Below are 16,608 nucleotides of genomic sequence, written 5' to 3'. Positions count from 1 at the left end.
CCCTGTCCACCACCCCGTTCACGCACCCGTTCGTCAGGCGAGGCCGAAGATCGTGCGCAGTCCGGTGCGTCCGGTCAGCCCAAGAGCCGCGTACGTGGTGTGCAGGTGGTTGTCGACGGTCCGCTTCGAGATGGTCAGCCGCACGGCGATCTCCGAGTTCGTCAGGCCCGTCACCGCGAGCCGCGCGATCTCCAGCTGCCGCGGCGTGAGCGACGCGAGCGAGCTGCCCACCACGAGACCCGGTGTCGTCGCCCGGTCGAACCGCGCGGTCAGCACACCGGCCTGACGCGCCAGCTGCTCGGCCTCCCGCAGCTTCCCGGCGAGCCGGTGCAGCCGCGACGCCTCCGCCAGCGCCTCGGCCGCGTACAGGGTGGCGCCGCAGCGCATGAACGCCGACGCCGTCGTCTCCAGCGCACGCGGCTCATGAGCGGCGCGGGCGCAGGCGTGCGCGGCGTAGGCCTGGGTCAGCGGTTCCTGCCGGGTCATCGCCAGCGCGGCGAGCCTGCCCGAGGTGTCCGCGCCGAACCGGGCCGCGTCGTGCAGCGCGACGATCTCGTCGGCGTGTGCGCCGTGCGCACGGGTCATCGCCGCCGTCTCCAGCGCTGCCGTGGCGGCCTCGGCGACCCGGCCGGACGCGGCGAGCACCCACGGCCGCGCGAGCGACACCGCGAAACCCGCCATGCGCCACGACGGGTGCAGCCCGTACGCGGCCCGCGCCAGCACCTCCTCCGCCCGTTCCGGCTGACCGTTCAGCGCGAGGGACTGCGCCAGCTCGGCGAGCATCAGCAGGTCCCACATCAGCGGTGCCTCGGTGTACTCGACGGACTCGGCGATCATCCGCACCGCCGTGCCCGCCTGGCCGCGCAGCCGGGCGAGCCTGCTCAGCAGCAGCCTCGGCGGCGCCTGCGTCACCGCCCAGCGCGACTCCTCCAGCACGTCGGCCAGCATCCGGCGGCCCCGGCTCTCCGCGGCGTCGAAGTCGCCCGCGTGCAGCAGCGCCTCGGTCCGGATTCCCTCGGCGCCGTTGCGCAGGCCGGGGAACCGGTCGCGCCACGACAGCACGGCCTGCTCGTTGGCCGCCACCGACGCCAGCGCCTCCCGCGACCGCCCGGCGAACAGCTGGCAGTACGACAGCACCTGCTGCCCCGCGGTGGCGGCCCAGCCGGGGCTCTCCATCAGCATCGCCGCGCCCACGCGCACCAGCCCCAGCGGCGCGTACTCCACCGCGAACGTCAGCCCGGTGTGCAGCAGCGTGTGCTGCTGCTCCTCGGGCACGTCGGACGTCGAGTCCAGCACGTCCAGCGCCTCGTCCAGCCTGCCGAGGCCGAAGAACAGGTTGAACGCCCTGATGCACGCCAGCTGCACCTGCGACTCCGGCGAGGACTCCTTCATCGTGGCCGCCAGCACGTCCTCGGCCTGCTCGCACCGGCGCCGGTACATCAGCACCAGCCCGAGCACGAGCCCGACGCGCCACGTCTCGCCCTGCGCCACGACCTCGCGGCACAGTCGTTCCGCCAGCTCCCAGTCCTGGGCCGTCAGCGCCTGCTGCGCGGCCCGCGCCAGCAGCTCGGGCGACGCGGGAGAACCGCCGTCCAGCCGCCACGTCACGACCCGCAGCAGGTCGCCACCGCGGCGCGCGCCGAACGCCTCGACGCCGTCGGCCAGCGCGCGCCGGTGCGACCGGGCCCGCAGCGTGGGACAGGTCGCGCGCAACCGGGTGCCGTACAACGGGTGCCCGAGCCGGACGTGGGCGCGCGACCGGGACGTCTCCACCCGCACCAGCCCCTGCGCCTCCAGGTCGTCGACGACCTCGGGCGTCGTCAGCGACGACAGCAGGTCCAGCTCCAGCGGCTCGCCGTACGCCACCACCTCCAGCGCGCGCCGGTGCGCGGGCGCCAGCCGGTCCAGCGAGTGGTCGACGACCTCCGCGAGCCGACCGGAGAGCTCGAGCGGACCGTCCCAGCACCACCCGGCCGCGCTCGGGGCGAGCACGCCGGAGTGCCGTCCCGCCGCCACGATCTCCTTGACGTACAACGGGTTGCCGCGGCTGTTCGTCCACACGAGATGCCGCGTCGTCGCGTCGACCGGCCCGCCGAGCAGTGACTCCAGCAACGCGTCCGCGTCGTCGCGGCCGAGTGCCTCCAGCGGCACGGAGACCAGGTCCAGCGTGCCCGGCCACTCCGGGCGCGCCGTGCACAGCACCCGCGCCAGGTCGTGCCGCATCAGGTACTGGAGCAGCGCGACCGACGCGTCGTCGAGCAGGTGCGCGTCGTCGACGGCCAGCACCAGCCTGCGGTCGGCGGTCAGGTGCTCGGCCGCGGCGCGCAGCGGGTTCGACGTCGGAAGGTCGGCGGGGATCAGCGACGCCAGCGCGCCGAACGGGATCGCCGACGTCGCGACCGTCGCGTAGCAGTGCGCGACGGTGCGTCCGTTGCCGGAGATCCGGGCGAGCACCTCGGCCGCGAGCCGGGACTTGCCCACGCCGGCCTCACCGACGAGGAGCACACCGCGGTGCTCCGCGGCGGTCAACGCGCGCGTGGCGTTCCGGAGCTCGTCGTCGCGGCCGACGAAGGGCAGCTGATCGATCACAGTCTGTATGTGCACGTCCGCACTCGTCAGATACCGCCGCACGGACCGCGGCGGTGGCGTCGGACCCCTCCCGATCACCAGGATCGCACCGTCTGCGCTCATGGTTCCAGCGCACCCTTCAGCTCGGCCCTGCCCGCGACGCCCAGCGTCGTGTAGACGGCGTGCAGGTGGTTGTCCACGGTTCGCTTCGACGTGTGCAGCAGTCCGGCGATCTGCTGGCTGGTGAGCCCGGCGATCGCGTGCCGCGCCACCTCCAGCTGCCGGGGCGTGAGCCTGCCGTCGCGCGGCACCCGCACGGTGTCCAGCGCGACGCCCTCGAGCCCGTCCGCCAGCGTGGCCAGCCGGTGCCGTGCGACACCGCCGCCGTGCAGCCGGACCCGTTCGGCCAGCGCCTCCGCGGCGAAGAGCGTCGCGCCCAGGGAGCTGAACCGGGCGGCCGCGTCGTCCAGCGTCGCGGCGTCACCTCGTGCGCGCCCGAGCGCGTGCACCGCGCAGGCGACGGTCATCGGGTCGCCCAGCTGGCTCGCCAGCTCGACCAGCCGGTCCGAGGTGTCCGCGCCGAAGCGCGCCGCGTCGTGCCACGCCTCGGCCTCCAGCCCGTGCAGGCCGTCCGCGCGGGTCCGCCCGGCCGTGGTGAGCGCGGAGGCGGCCGCGTCGGCGAACGAGCCCTCGGCAGCCAGCAGCCACGTCCTCGCCGCGTCGATCATGAAGCCGGTGATCCGCCACGCGGGCCGCCACGCCTCCTCCGCCTGCTCCAGCGCCGTGCGCGCCTCACGGACGCGGCCGTGCAGCGCGGCCGCCCTGACCAGCTCGCTCATCGCGGCCACGTCCGACGACATCAGCCGGGTGCGCGGGAAGCTCGTCGCGGTCGTCGCGTGGCGCAGTGCCCGCCCGGCGTGGCCGCGGAGCTGGGCGCAGCGGCTGAGCACGCACGCGATCGACACGGTCGTGAACACGCCGCGCGGGTCGTCGACGACCTCCGCCCGCAACCGCGTGGCGAGTGACTCCGCCTCGTCGAGTCCACCGCTGCTCAGCAGGCTGATGCACCTCATCCGGGCCTGGCTGTCCTCCTGCCACGGGTTCGCCGGGCCGCCGGCGGCCGGTCGTTCGGCGAGCAACGCCAGCGTGCTCCGGTGCCTGCCGGCCCTGAGCTCGCACAGCGCCCCGGAGATCACGGCGCTCGACCGCACCCAGCCGGGCAGCGCGGGGTGCGACCTCAGCTCCTCGATCTCCCGCCGGATCACCTGGACCGGTGAGCTCTGGGAGCTCCAGCCGATCCGGGCCAGCCGCAGGTACCAGCGGAGGTCGGCGGGCAGCTCCGGCCGGTCGACGGCGTCGATGAGCTCCCGCGCCTCCCGTTCGCGCCCGAACCCGTAGAACAGGCAGTTCGCCCGCGCCAGGCCGAGCCGCGCCACGTCGACGGGATCGTCCGCGATCGCCATCGTCTCGCTGAGCAACGCCTCCGCCTCGTCCGGCCGTCGGCTGTAGTTGAGCGCCTGACCGAGCACGGCGGCCGCGGCGACGGCGCCGCCGCGGGCGGCCGCCGCCCGGCACAGCCGTTCGGTCAGGTCCACGTCCCGCGCGGCCAGTGCGAGCTCGGCGGCGGACACCAGCTCCCGCGCGGAGATCTCCGAGTCGCTCTCCAGGCGCCAGATCGCGACCCGCAGCGGGTCGTCGGAGACCGCTCCGGCCAGCTGACGCCGGTGCTGCCGCGAGCGCAGCGTCGGGCAGGTGCGTCGCAGCAGCTCGCCGTACAGCGGGTGCCCGAGCTGCGCGCGCGTCGCCCGCACGGTCACCAGGCCGCGTTCCTCCAGCCCGTCGACCATCTCGGACCCGGTGAGCGTCGCGAAGACGCCGACGTCCAGCGGCTCGCCGTAGGCCAGCAGCTCCAGTGCGTGCCGCTGCGGCGCGTCCAGCCTGCCGAGGTTCGCCCAGACGACCTCGGCGAGCTGCGGGCTCACCTCGGCCTCGCCCGCCTTGATCAGCTCGTTCAGGTACAGCGGGTTGCCCTCGCTGCGCTGCCACAACCGGGTGCTGTCGACGTCGCCGAGCGCCGCGCGGACCAGCTCACCCGTCGCCTCGCGGGTCAGGTTCCCGAGCTCGGCGCGCTCGAGCACGCGGTCGTCCCACGGCATCGTGCGCGCGGTGAGCAGCATCCGCGTGTCCTTGTGCCGCAACAGGTGCTACAGCAACGCGATCGACGGCTGGTCGAGCAGGTGCGCGTCGTCGACCGAGATCACCAGGCCGGGCGGGATGAGCTCGACCGCGCGCCGCAACGGGTTCCCGGTCCGCAGGTCCGCGGGCAGCAACGCGGCCAGCGCGCCGAACGGGACGACGGACGCGGCCGTCGTCGCGTAGCAGTCGATCACCCGCTGGCCGCGGCGGCGCAGCCGGTCGACGGCCTCGGCGGCGAGCCGGGTCTTGCCGACGCCGGGCGGCCCGACCAGTGCGATGCCACGCCGCTCGGCCAGCGCCCGCAGCACGACGGACAGCTCGGAGTCCCGGCCCACGAAGGGGAGTCGCGCGATCACACAACGTAGGTGGCGCCGGTCGGCCCGCAGATACTCAGTCCGTTCGCCGGACTGGTGACCCCATCGCTAGTAGCCCAGCGCGGTCCTGATCTCCAGCTCGACCGCCGCGGTCGCGACGAACAGCAGCTCGTCGCCGCCCTCGAGGGTGTCGTCGGGCTGCGGCACGATGACGCGCCCGCCGCGCAGGATCGTCACCAGCGCCGCGTCGCGCGGCAGCCGCAGCGACGACACCGGCTGACCGGCGACGGACGTCTTGTCGTCGAGCGTGATCTCCACGAGGTTCGCCTGGCCCTGGCGCAGCGTCAGCAGCCGCACCACGTCGCCGACGGTCACCGCCTCCTCGACCATCGCGGCCAGGATCCGCGGCGTCGACACCGCCACGTCCACGCCCCACGACTCGGTGAACAGCCACTCGTTCGTCGGGTCGTTCACGCGGGCGACGACACGGCGCACGGCGAACTCGGTCTTCGCGAGCAGCGACACCACGAGGTTGACCTTGTCGTCACCGGTCGCGGCGATCACCACGTCGCACAGCTGCATCCCGGCGTCCTCCAGCGAGGACAGCTCGCACGCGTCGGCCTGCACCCACTCGGCCTGCTCGACGGCGCCGGGGTCGAAGTGCGCCCGGTCGCGCTCGATGAGCATCACCTGGTGGCCGTCGGAGACGAGCTCCTGCGCGATGGAACGGCCAACCGCGCCCGCGCCGGCAATCGCGATCCGCATCAGTTCTCCTCGGGTGCCTGTGCCGCCGCGGCCGCGACGTCGGTGACGGTGCCGGACAGCGCGGCGACGTAGAGGACGTCGTCGGCCTGCACGACCGCCTTCGGGTCGGGGAGCACGCCGGTGCCGAACCGCATGATGAACGCGACCCGCGCGCCGATCGCCTGCTCCAGCTCCGAGATCGGGTGACCGACCCACTCCTCGGAGTACTCGACCGGCAGCACGGCGACGGTGCCCGACGGGTCGCGCCACGCGGACGCGGTGCCCTCGGGGATGAGCATGCGGAGGAAGCGGTCGGTGGTCCACGGGACGGTCGCGACCGTCGGGATGCCCAGGCGCTCGTACACGGCGGCGCGCTTGTGGTCGTAGATGCGGGCGACGACGTGCTCGACGCCGAACGTCTCGCGCGCGACGCGCGCGGAGATGATGTTGGAGTTGTCGCCGCTGGACACCGCCGCGAACGCGCCCGCCCGTTCGATACCGGCTTCGACCAGCACCTTCTGGTCGAACCCGTTGCCCTGGACCTGCTGGCCGTGGAAGTCCCCGCCGAGCCTGCGGAACGACTGCGGGTCCTTGTCGATCACCGACACCTGGTGGTCGAGCCGCTCCAGAGCCTTGGCCAGGGATGCGCCCACCCGGCCGCAACCCATGATCACCACGTGCACGACATGCCTCCTCAGGCGAACCTTGGGGAGAACCTACCCAGGATTAGTCCGACCCAGTGACACGACCGTACTGAGTGAGCCGCGTCACTCCAGTTGCCACCCGGTGACGTTCCCGCACGTTGACCGGAGGAACCCGAGGTGAACCCCTTACGCTCTGCGCGTGTCCAAGCTCGCCACTGCCGCCAAACGCCTTCTGGTCGGCCGGCCATTCCGCAGTGACCGCCTCGCGCACACCCTGCTGCCCAAGCGCATCGCGCTCCCGGTCTTCGCCTCCGACGCGATGTCGTCGGTCGCGTACGCGCCGGAAGAGATCTTCCTCGTGCTGTCGGTCGCGGGCCTCTCGGCCTACGCACTGGCGCCTTGGGTCGGCGTCGCCGTCGTCGTCGTGATGCTCACCGTGGTCGCCAGCTACCGGCAGAACGTGCACGCCTACCCGTCGGGTGGTGGTGACTACGAGGTCGCCACGGTCAACCTCGGCAGGAGAGCCGGACTCACCGTCGCCAGCGCGTTGCTGGTCGACTACATCCTCACCGTGGCCGTGTCGATCGCCTCGGCGGCGGCGAACATCGGTTCCGCGGTGCCCTTCGTGGCGACGCACAAGGTGGAGTTCGCGGTCGCCGCGATCATCGTCCTCACGGCCATCAACCTGCGCGGCATCCGCGAGTCGGGCAGCGCCTTCGCGGTACCGACCTACGCGTTCATGATCGGCATCTTCGCGATGATCGCGTGGGGCTTGATGCGCGCCTTCGTGTTCGGCGACGAGATGCGCGCGGAGAGCGCGAACATCGAGATCCGCGCGGAGAACGACCACCTGATGGGGCTCGCGTTCGTCTTCCTCGTGATGCGTGCGTTCTCGTCCGGCTGCGCCGCGCTGACCGGCGTGGAGGCGATCAGCAACGGCGTGCCCGCGTTCCGCAAGCCCAAGTCCCGCAACGCGGCCATGACGCTGCTGATGATGGGTGTCATCGCGATCGTCATGCTGATGGGCCTGATCGTGCTGGCGCAGCTGACCGGCGTGCGGATGGCGGAGAAACCGCTCGAGCAGATCGTCAACGCGCCGCTGGGCTACGAGCAGAAGACGATGGTCGCGCAGGTCGCGCACGCGGTGTTCGACACCTTCCCGCCGGGATTCTTCTTCGTGGCCACCGTCACCGCGCTGATCCTCGTGCTGGCCGCCAACACGGCGTTCAACGGGTTCCCGGTGCTCGGCTCGATCCTGGCGCAGGACCGCTACCTGCCGCGCCAGCTGCACACGCGCGGCGACCGGCTCGCGTTCAGCAACGGCATCGTCTTCCTCGCCGCTTTCGCGATCGTGCTGGTGATCGCGTTCGACGCCGAGGTCACCCGGCTGATCCAGCTCTACATCGTCGGCGTGTTCGTGTCGTTCACGCTGTCGCAGCTCGGCATGATCCGGCACTGGAACCGCCTGCTGGCAACGGAGACAGATCCCGCGGTGCGGCGGAGGATGCGCCGGTCGCAGGGCATCAACACGTTCGGCCTGGTGATGACGGCGACCGTGCTGATCATCGTGCTGATCACCAAGTTCACGCACGGCGCGTGGATCGCGATCGCCGCCATGGCCGCGATCTACGCGTTGATGACGGCGATCCGCAAGCACTACGACCGGGTCGCGGAGGAACTGCGGCAGCAGGAGCGCAACCGGACGATGCCCGCGCGCAACCACGCGATGGTGCTGGTGTCCAAACTGCACATGCCGACGCTGCGCGCGTTGTCCTACGCCAAGGCGACGCGGCCGGACGTGCTGGAGGCGGTCACGGTCAACGTGGACGACCAGGACACGCGCAAGCTGGTGTCCGACTGGGAGAAGGAGAACTTCAAGATCCCGCTGAAGGTCATCGAGTCGCCGTACCGCGAGATCACCAAGCCGGTGCTGGACTACGTGAAGCGCGTGCGGACGGACAACCCGCGCGACGTGGTCACCGTGTTCATCCCCGAGTACGTGGTCGGTCACTGGTGGGAGCAGTTCCTGCACAACCAGAGCGCCTTGCGGCTCAAGGGAAGGCTGCTGTTCCAGCCGGGCGTCATGGTGACCAGCGTGCCGTGGCAGCTCGCGTCGTCGGTCAAGGCCCAGGACGACAAGCACGTCGTCGTTCCCGGTGCCGTGCGGCGGGGGCTCGACGACCGATGAGCGACGTGGACTGGACGGGGCAGCGGCTCGAGGTCGAGGTCGGGCCCGTCGCGCACGGCGGGCACTGCGTGGCGCGGCACGAGGGGCGCGTGCTGTTCGTGCGGCACGCGTTGCCCGGCGAACGCGTCATCGCGCTCGTCGACGAGGACAAAGGTGGCTCGTTCTGCCGCGCGGACGCCGTCGAGGTGCTGGAGGCGTCGCCGGACCGGGTCGAGCCGCCGTGCCCGTTCTCCGGGCCGGGTCAGTGCGGTGGCTGCGACTGGCAGCACGCCGCTCCGGCCGCGCAGCGGGACCTGAAAGCGCAGGTCGTCGCCGAGCAGTTGCTGCGGCTGGCGAAGCTGGACTGGACCGTCACCGTGGAGGAGCTGCCGGGCGGTCCGCTGGGCTGGCGGACGCGGGTGCGGATGGCCGTCGACCGGGACGGCAGGCCGGGTTTCCGCGTGCACCGCGGTCACCGGGTGCTGCCCGTCGACAGCTGCGCGATCGCCGCGCCGGGCGTGGTCGACGCCGCGCTCGGTGAGCAGTGGCCACCGGGCAGCGAGATCGGCCTCACCCGTGACGCCGAGGGAACCGTGCACGTCAGCGAGATCCACACGGACCGCCGCACCCGCCGCACGCGCTCGATCCGCAGGCAGGGCACCGGCCGCGCGGTCGAGCTCGCGGCGAATCGAAAGTGGCGGGTCGACGCGGACGGCTTCTGGCAGGTCCACCCGGCGGCCGCGGACACGTTCGCGCAGGTCGTGGGCGAGTGGGCGGCGTGTGCACCTGGTTCGCGCGCGTGGGATCTGTACGGCGGGGCCGGTCTTTTCGCTTCAGTCCTCGCGCGACAGGTCGGCGAGAACGGGAACGTGCTGGTCGTGGAGTCCGCGGGCGGTGCTGTCCGGGACGGCATGGCCGCACTCGCGCGCCTGCCCCAGGTCCGGTGGGTCACCGACAGGGTTGACAGGTTCGTTGCGGGTGGACAGTCAGGCGAGGACCCTGATGTGGTGGTTCTCGACCCGCCACGCAAAGGCGCAGGTCAGGCCGTTGTGGCCGAAGTCGCACGACGACGACCCGATCGGGTGATCTACGTGGCGTGCGACCCGGCCGCGCTGGCCCGCGACGTGGCCGAATTCGCCAGGCAGGGGTACCGGCTGGAGGATTTGCGAGCCTTCGACGCGTTCCCCATGACGCACCACGTCGAGTGCGTCGCGCTGCTCGTACCTGAGACGGAGTGAGACGACGTCTCAGCGGGACCTCCGTAGACTGGCCGGAAGTCTGACGAGGTGAGGTGGACGTGGTGACCCTGCTGGAATCCGTGCATGGACCAGCTGATCTGAAACGAATGAACGACGCCGAGCTGGGAGAGCTCTGCGGCGAGATCCGTCGTTTCCTGGTCGAGAAGGTTTCCCGCACGGGCGGTCACCTGGGCCCGAACCTGGGCGTGGTCGAGCTGACCGTGGCGCTGCACCGGGTGTTCGACTCCCCGCACGACCCGATCGTGTTCGACACCGGGCACCAGTCGTACGTGCACAAGATCGTCACCGGCCGGCGTGACGGCTTCGACGCGCTGCGTCAGCAGGGCGGCATGTCCGGCTACCCGTCGAGGTCCGAGAGCGACCACGACGTGCAGGAGAACAGCCACGCGTCGACCGCCCTGTCCTACGCGGACGGTCTGGCGAAGGCGTTCCAGCTCAAGGGTTCCCGGCGGCACGTCGTCGCGGTCGTCGGCGACGGCGCGCTGACCGGTGGCATGTGCTGGGAGGCGTTGAACAACATCGCCGCGGGCCGCAACCGCCCGGTCGTGATCGTCGTCAACGACAACGGCCGCTCGTACTCGCCCACCATCGGCGGTCTCGCGGACCACCTGTCCACGCTGCGCCTGCGCCCCGGCTACGAGATGGTGCTGGAGAAGGGCAAGAGCGCGCTGCAGCACACGCCCATCGTCGGCAAGCCGGTCTACGCCGCGCTGCACGCCGCCAAGCGCGGCATCAAGGACGCGCTGGCCCCGCAGGCGATGTTCGAGGACCTCGGCCTCAAGTACATCGGCCCGGTCGACGGCCACGACATGCTCGCGCTCGAGTCGGCGCTGAAGCGCGCCAAGTCGTTCGGCGGCCCGGTGATCGTGCACGCGGTGACCCGCAAGGGCATGGGCTTCGCGCCCGCCGAGAACCACGAGGCCGACCAGATGCACGCCACCGGCGTCATCGACCCGATCACCGGCGAGAACGTGGCGCCGTCCAAGCGCACGTGGACCCACGTGTTCGCGGACTCGCTGGTCGAGATCGGCGCTCGCCGCCCGGACGTCGTGGCGATCACCGCCGCGATGCGCGGTCCGACAGGCCTGGACAAGTTCGCGGGTGAGTACCCGGACCGCTGCTTCGACGTCGGCATCGCCGAGCAGCACGCGATGACGTCCGCGGCGGGCATGGCGATCGGCGGCCTGCACCCCGTCGTCGCCGTCTACGCGACGTTCCTGAACCGCGCGTTCGACCAGCTGCTGATGGACGTGGCGCTGCACAAGCAGGGCGTGACGGTCGTGCTCGACCGCGCCGGTGTCACCGGCCCGGACGGCGCGTCGCACCACGGCATGTGGGACATGTCGATCCTCGGCGTCATCCCCGGCATCCACGTGGCCGCCCCGCGCGACGCGGGTTCGCTCGCCGAGGAGCTGCAAGAGGCCGTCGAGATCTCCGACGCCCCGTCGGTCATCCGCTACCCGAAGGCCTCGGTCGGCCCGGACCTGCCGTCGCTCGAGCGCGTCGGTTCCGTGGACGTGCTGTCCCGCTCGGCGTCGCCGGACGTGCTGCTGGTGACCGTGGGCGCGCTCGGCTCGCTCGGCCTGGAGGCCGCGGCCCGTCTGTCCGACCAGGGCATCGGCGTGACCGTGGTCGACCCGCGCTGGATCTACCCGGTGTCGCCGGACCTGGTGTCGCTCGCGGCGTCGCACCGCCTGGTCGTGACCGTCGAGGACGGCGGCCGCCACGGCGGCTTCGGCTCCGCGCTGGCCACCACCCTGCGCGACGCCGACGTCGAGGTGCCGCTGCGCGACATCGGCCTGCCGCAGCAGTTCCACGACCACGGCGAGCGCGCCGAGGTGCTGGCGCTGTGCGGCATCACCGCTCAGGACGTGGCGCGCCGCGTCACCGAGTGGGTGGCCCGCATCGAGGAGCCCGCCTCCGCTGAAATCGACGCGCCCGCGGACAAGCAAGTGGGCTAACCTTCCCCACGCCCGCTGAGCGGCCTGGACGGATTCCCGATCCCGGTCCCGCGTTCGAGGCGGGCTGGCATGCTGAGAAGCACCAGGTTCAACTCCTGACTGCCACGGCCCCGGTCGCACCAGGGGGTGTCCGGCTTTGCGAGTCCCTTGTGGACTCCCGCCGGCCGTTCCCGCGACCGGGGTCGTGGCCCGTTGCGAGGGGGTGGGGAGACGATGAAGCAGACGTTGATGCCTTGGGAACGCGCCGTGCGGTTCGACCGCGGCGTCCTGGTGGGCGAGCTGGGTCCGGGTGAGCACAGGCTGCCCGGTCACGCGGTGCTGCACCGCGTCGACCTGCGCCCGCGTTCCCTGACTCCGGCGGCGCAGGACGTGCCGACGTCCGACGGAGTGCTCGTGCGGGTGACCGTGGTGGTGCGCTGGGCGGTGACGTCGCCGGTCACGTTCGTGATGGCCTCGGCCACCCCGGCGGACGAGCTGTACCTCGCGATCCAGCTGGCACTGCGCGGCGCCGTGCTGCCGCGCGCCCACGACGCCGTCGACCGCGAACGCGCCGCGATCGCCGCCGAGGTGCAGGCCGCGGTGACCGCTCGTGCCGCTGAGCTCGGCATCACCGTCGGCGAACTGGCCGTGCGCGACGTCGTGATGCCGCCGGAACTGCGCCGCGCGGCGCTGTCCGAGCTGGTGGCCGCGTCCGAGGGCCGTGCGGCTCTCGAACGCGCTCGCGGCGAGTCGGCCGCACTGCGTTCGCTGCTGAACGCGGCCCGGCTGGCCGAGGAGCACCCGGCGCTGCTGCAGCTGCGCGCCCTGCAGAACGCGGGGACCGTGGTCGTCGACCGCTCGGCGCGCTGACGTGCTGCGGATCGGCACCGTCGTGCTGGGTGTCTCCGACGTGCGGAGGGCGGCCGCTTTCTGGCAGGCCGCCCTCGGCTACGCGGCGCGGCGCCCGCTGGGGCCGGACGACGACTTCGTGATCCTGGACGGGGCGGGTGCCTCGCTGGCGCTGGACACCAGCGAGTCGCCCGTGCAGGACCACCCGCGCGTGCACCTCGACCTGTACGCCGACGGCGCGGCTGAGCAGGCCGCGGAGGTGTCGCGACTGGTCGCGCTCGGTGCTTCACGCGTGGAGTGGGACCTGTACCCGGAGTCGCCCGACTTCGTCGTGCTGGCGGACACCGAGGGCAACCGCTTCTGCGTGGTCGACACCAGCCACGAGTAGTTCTGCGCGAAATCGCGCCGAGCGGGGAGCAGTCTGCGAAGTGACCAAACTGGTCAACGACCACAACCGGAAGGTTCGTGCCAACCCACGGCGTCTGCAATCGGAGATCGTGCGGCTGAACAACCAGCCCGCAGTGGTGCGTTACACCGTTACCCGGACTTCAGCGCTGAACCTTCACACCCTGTATCGCCAGGTCGAGCGCACCGCCGACACCGCCGGTTGGGACGAGCGCAGTCAGACGCTCGTGGACTTCGCCGAAGCCGAGGCCGCCAACAGCGCCCTGGTCGCCAATACCCTCCTCGGTGATACCACGAATACCGAGAACCTGACCGAGAGCACATCCCTGACCGACGAGTTGAACACTGTGTCGTCGGATCTGCACAGTCGTTGGCAGGGCGCCCTGTACTCGATCAACGGTTCGAACCCCGACGCCGCCCGGCATTTCTGCACCAGTGCCCGCGAGATCATCGTCAAGATGATTGACCTGAAGGCGTCCGGCGCGGCCGTCCTCGAGGCACACCCCGATGGCAAGACGCCCGATGGGAGGGTGGCCAGGCGCTGGAAGATCCAGTACCTGCTGGACCGCTACGGTGCTGGCCACGCCAGCCTCAGCGAATTCGTCGAGGCCGACGTCAACGACGTCATGAACTTGTTCGGCGACTTCAACAAGGCAACGCACGGCGATGCGGGCCAGTTCGACCTCGCCGAGTTGCGTGTCATCAAGACGCGGGTTGAGGGCGCCGTACGTTTCTTGTCTGCCGTCATCCGCGGCATCTGACCTGCCGCGCCACTGGGGGATCTCGGGTGAGCGGATCGGGGAAGAACATCGGACACTCGCTGACGAGATTGAGACCCCGGCCCTGCTGAGCACGCTGGCCACCGTCTGCGAAGCGGCGGCCATCGAACACTGTGAAGGTGCCGTTAAGCAGCGTCTCAGGATGATGTGGCACCGTTGTCGGCGTGCGGATCCTGGTAGTCGAGGACGAGGTGCCGCTGGCCGACGCGATCGCGCGTGGCCTGCGGCGCGAAGGTATGGCCGTGGACGTCGCCTACGACGGCGAGTCGGGGCACGAGAAGTCGAGCGTCACCCGGTACGACGTGGTGGTGCTCGATCGCGACCTGCCCGGAATGTCGGGCGACGAGCTGTGCAAGGAGATCCTCAGCTCGGGCGCGCTCACCAGGGTCATCATGCTCACGGCCAGCGCGGGCATCGACGATCGCGTCGCGGGCCTGTCGATGGGCGCGGACGACTACCTCGCGAAGCCGTTCGCGTTCCCCGAGCTGGTGGCGCGGGTGCGGGCGCTGGCCAGGCGCGCGACGCCTGCCACGCCGCCGCTGCTCTCCGCGCGGGACGTCGAGCTGGACCCGGCCCGCCGCACCGTGTCGCGCGGCGGGGTGCCGATCGAGCTGACCCGCAAGGAGTTCGGGGTGCTCGAGGTGCTGCTCGCCGCGAAGGGTTCGGTCGTCAGCAGCGAGGAACTGCTGGAGCGGGTCTGGGACGAGAACGCCGACCCGTTCACCACCACCGTCCGGGTCACCGTGATGACCTTGCGCAAGAAGCTCGGCGAACCCGGCATCATCGACACCGTCGTCGGCTCCGGCTACCGGGTGCCCAGCGCAGGGAACGGCTCCACTGAGGACTGATCGCTTGCGGCGGCGCGGGCCTGGGCTCCGCGTCCGCATCACGTTGCTCACGACCGCGCTCGTGGCAGTGGTGAGCGCGGTGCTCCTCGCGCTCGGCTGGGTGCTGGTGGGGCAGGTGTTCGACTCGTCGCCGCAGTTCCCGCCGGGCAGCACGGTCCGGGTCGACGGGGTCGACGTCGAGGCCACGGTGCTGAGCGACGCGCTGGCCGCGCAGGCGAGGCAGGACCTGCTGCAGGCCGGTGTCGTCGCGTTCGCCTGCATGATCCTCGCGGCCGCGGTGCTCGCGTGGACGTTCACCGGCCGGCTGCTGCGGCCCGTGCACGACGTCACGGACGCCGCCCGCCGCCTCTCCGCCGAGTCGCTCGGGGAGCGGCTGCGTCTTGAAGGTCCGCGTGACGAGGTCGCCGAGCTCGCGGACACGTTCGACGCCATGCTCGACCGGCTCGAGGCCGCGTTCTCCGCGCAGCACCGCTTCGTCGCGAACGCGTCGCACGAGCTGCGCACCCCGTTGTCGGTCATTCGCACCGAGCTGGACGTGACGCTCGCCGATCCCGACGCCGACGCCGACGAGCTGCGCCGCATGGCCGGCGTCGTGCGCGCCGCGAGTGAACGGGCTGAGCAGCTGGTGTCCGCCCTGTTGTTGCTCGCGCGGACGGACGGCTTGGGGCTGGTCGTGCGGGAGCCCGTCGACCTGGCCGCTGTCGTGGAGTCGGCGTGGAAGGCGGTGCGCGACGAAGCCGCCGGGCTGCGCACGGCATTTCACTGCGCGCCCGCGGCCGCTGTCGGTGACCCCGCGCTGCTGGAGCGGATCGCGGGGAACCTGCTCGAGAACGCCGTCCGGCACAACGTGCCCGGTGGGTGGATCGAGACCTTCACCGAAGGCGGGCCGCAAGGCTCTGTGCTGCGGGTGTCGTCATCCGGTCAGTTCATCCCTCCGGACCGCGTGGAGGAGATGTTCGAGCCGTTCCGCAGGGGCGTCCGCGACCGCACCTCGCACACGGGAACGGGTCTCGGCCTGTCCATCGTGCGTGCCGCGGTGGCGGCTCACGGCGGATATGTGCAGGCAGTGGCCGTGCCGGGAGGCGGTTTGTCGGTCACCGTGCACCTGCCGTGCGCACCGCACTGAAGATTGTCGACGTGGTCCCGGTCACACTGCTCCGCGATCTTGGCTGGTTTAGGCCGTGCGCACGTGTGTTGACCTGCGGTTTCGCGTTGAGTACCCCCGATTTGGATGTTGGTAGGCAGGCGTGTAAATTTCTCTCTGCCAGCGCGGAACGGGCCGGAAAACAACCGGAACGAGCGGGGCGAAGCCCAAAGAGAAGAAGCGCCAAGCAGGACCGGCCGCCGATTTGACAAGGGCCTGAAACACCAAATAAGCTTCAAACACACAAGCCCCGGAAGTAAGTCAGCGTAAAGCTGATGTGACTGCGGTGAGCGCGTGTTCTTTGAGAACTCAACAGCGTGCCGAAACACAGCCAGTAATATGAACCTCGTCAAGAGGTTCCTTTGAGTGAATGAAGATTGATGCCAGACATATTCCGTCTGGAGCGATCAAACACCTCAAGGCAATTAAAAAAGCCTTATTGGAGAGTTTGATCCTGGCTCAGGACGAACGCTGGCGGCGTGCTTAACACATGCAAGTCGAGCGGTAAGGCCCTTCGGGGTACACGAGCGGCGAACGGGTGAGTAACACGTGGGTAACCTGCCCTGTACTCTGGGATAAGCCTTGGAAACGAGGTCTAATACCGGATACGACCACTGGATGCATGTCTGGTGGTGGAAAGTTCCGGCGGTATGGGATGGACCCGCGGCCTATCAGCTTGTTGGTGGGGTAATGGCCTACCAAGGCGACGACGGGTAGCCGGCCTGAGAGGGTGACCGGCCACACTGGGACT

The 16,608-nt window shown here is 70.9% G+C and carries 13 protein-coding genes and 1 rRNA gene; 9 read left to right on the top strand and 5 right to left on the bottom strand.

All coding sequences use genetic code 11. The annotated features are described in order from the left end of the window. Window positions 1–33: 33 nt before the first annotated feature. From FKR81_RS25255 to FKR81_RS25235, 5 genes are all read right to left on the bottom strand, one after another. Window positions 34–2,589 carry an AAA family ATPase gene (locus FKR81_RS25255; RefSeq protein ID WP_186763163.1) on the bottom strand — a complete coding sequence of 852 codons (2,556 nt, stop codon included), beginning with the start codon at window positions 2,587–2,589 and terminating at the stop codon, window positions 34–36. Between the two features lie 98 nt (window positions 2,590–2,687). Then, entirely contained in the window at window positions 2,688–4,745 is a 2,058-nt protein-coding gene (locus FKR81_RS25250; RefSeq protein ID WP_146355090.1) for a helix-turn-helix transcriptional regulator, read from the bottom strand. Between the two features lie 27 nt (window positions 4,746–4,772). Further along, window positions 4,773–5,120 carry an ATP-binding protein gene (locus FKR81_RS25245; RefSeq protein WP_186763162.1) on the bottom strand — a complete coding sequence of 116 codons (348 nt, stop codon included), beginning with the start codon at window positions 5,118–5,120 and terminating at the stop codon, window positions 4,773–4,775. Window positions 5,121–5,186: 66 nt separating this feature from the next. Further along, window positions 5,187–5,843, bottom strand: a complete 657-nt coding sequence (locus FKR81_RS25240) for a potassium channel family protein (protein WP_146355086.1) — start codon at window positions 5,841–5,843, stop codon at window positions 5,187–5,189. Next, a complete protein-coding gene (locus FKR81_RS25235; RefSeq protein ID WP_146355084.1) occupies window positions 5,843–6,505 on the bottom strand; it encodes a potassium channel family protein in 663 nt (220 codons plus the stop codon). The genes FKR81_RS25240 and FKR81_RS25235 overlap by 1 nt, the downstream gene beginning before the upstream one ends. 160 nt (window positions 6,506–6,665) lie before the next feature. Here FKR81_RS25235 and FKR81_RS25230 point away from each other — a divergent pair, with 160 nt between their 5' ends. The 9 genes from FKR81_RS25230 to FKR81_RS25190 all read left to right on the top strand — a co-directional run. Continuing rightward, the gene (locus FKR81_RS25230) at window positions 6,666–8,654 is read left to right on the top strand and encodes an APC family permease (RefSeq protein ID WP_146355082.1); all 1,989 of its coding nucleotides are present in this window, start codon (window positions 6,666–6,668) and stop codon (window positions 8,652–8,654) included. Beyond that, the gene (locus FKR81_RS25225) at window positions 8,651–9,871 is read left to right on the top strand and encodes a class I SAM-dependent RNA methyltransferase (RefSeq protein WP_146355080.1); all 1,221 of its coding nucleotides are present in this window, start codon (window positions 8,651–8,653) and stop codon (window positions 9,869–9,871) included. The genes FKR81_RS25230 and FKR81_RS25225 overlap by 4 nt, the downstream gene beginning before the upstream one ends. A 62-nt stretch (window positions 9,872–9,933) precedes the next feature. Next, the gene (gene dxs / locus FKR81_RS25220; protein WP_146355078.1) at window positions 9,934–11,853 is read left to right on the top strand and encodes a 1-deoxy-D-xylulose-5-phosphate synthase; all 1,920 of its coding nucleotides are present in this window, start codon (window positions 9,934–9,936) and stop codon (window positions 11,851–11,853) included. 213 nt (window positions 11,854–12,066) lie between these two features. Next, window positions 12,067–12,702, top strand: coding sequence for an SPFH domain-containing protein (locus FKR81_RS25215; protein ID WP_146355076.1), 636 nt, complete (start codon window positions 12,067–12,069; stop codon window positions 12,700–12,702). 1 nt (window position 12,703) lies between these two features. Continuing rightward, window positions 12,704–13,069 (top strand): VOC family protein, encoded by a 366-nt coding sequence (locus FKR81_RS25210; RefSeq protein WP_146355074.1) that lies wholly within the window; start codon window positions 12,704–12,706, stop codon window positions 13,067–13,069. A gap of 40 nt (window positions 13,070–13,109) precedes the next feature. Then, window positions 13,110–13,847 carry a pPIWI-associating nuclease domain-containing protein gene (locus tag FKR81_RS25205; RefSeq protein ID WP_146355072.1) on the top strand — a complete coding sequence of 246 codons (738 nt, stop codon included), beginning with the start codon at window positions 13,110–13,112 and terminating at the stop codon, window positions 13,845–13,847. A gap of 182 nt (window positions 13,848–14,029) precedes the next feature. Beyond that, window positions 14,030–14,713, top strand: a complete 684-nt coding sequence (locus FKR81_RS25200; RefSeq protein ID WP_146355070.1) for a response regulator transcription factor — start codon at window positions 14,030–14,032, stop codon at window positions 14,711–14,713. Window positions 14,714–14,717: 4 nt separating this feature from the next. Beyond that, a complete protein-coding gene (locus FKR81_RS25195; protein ID WP_146355068.1) occupies window positions 14,718–15,839 on the top strand; it encodes a sensor histidine kinase in 1,122 nt (373 codons plus the stop codon). A gap of 454 nt (window positions 15,840–16,293) precedes the next feature. Further along, window positions 16,294–16,608, top strand: a 16S ribosomal RNA gene (locus tag FKR81_RS25190); the annotation flags it as partial.

The organism is Lentzea tibetensis, from assembly GCF_007845675.1.
Classification (GTDB): Bacteria; Actinomycetota; Actinomycetes; order Mycobacteriales; family Pseudonocardiaceae; genus Lentzea; species Lentzea tibetensis.
The sequence above is the reverse complement of the archived record's forward strand: the minus strand, read 5'-3'. Positions and strand labels throughout refer to the sequence as shown.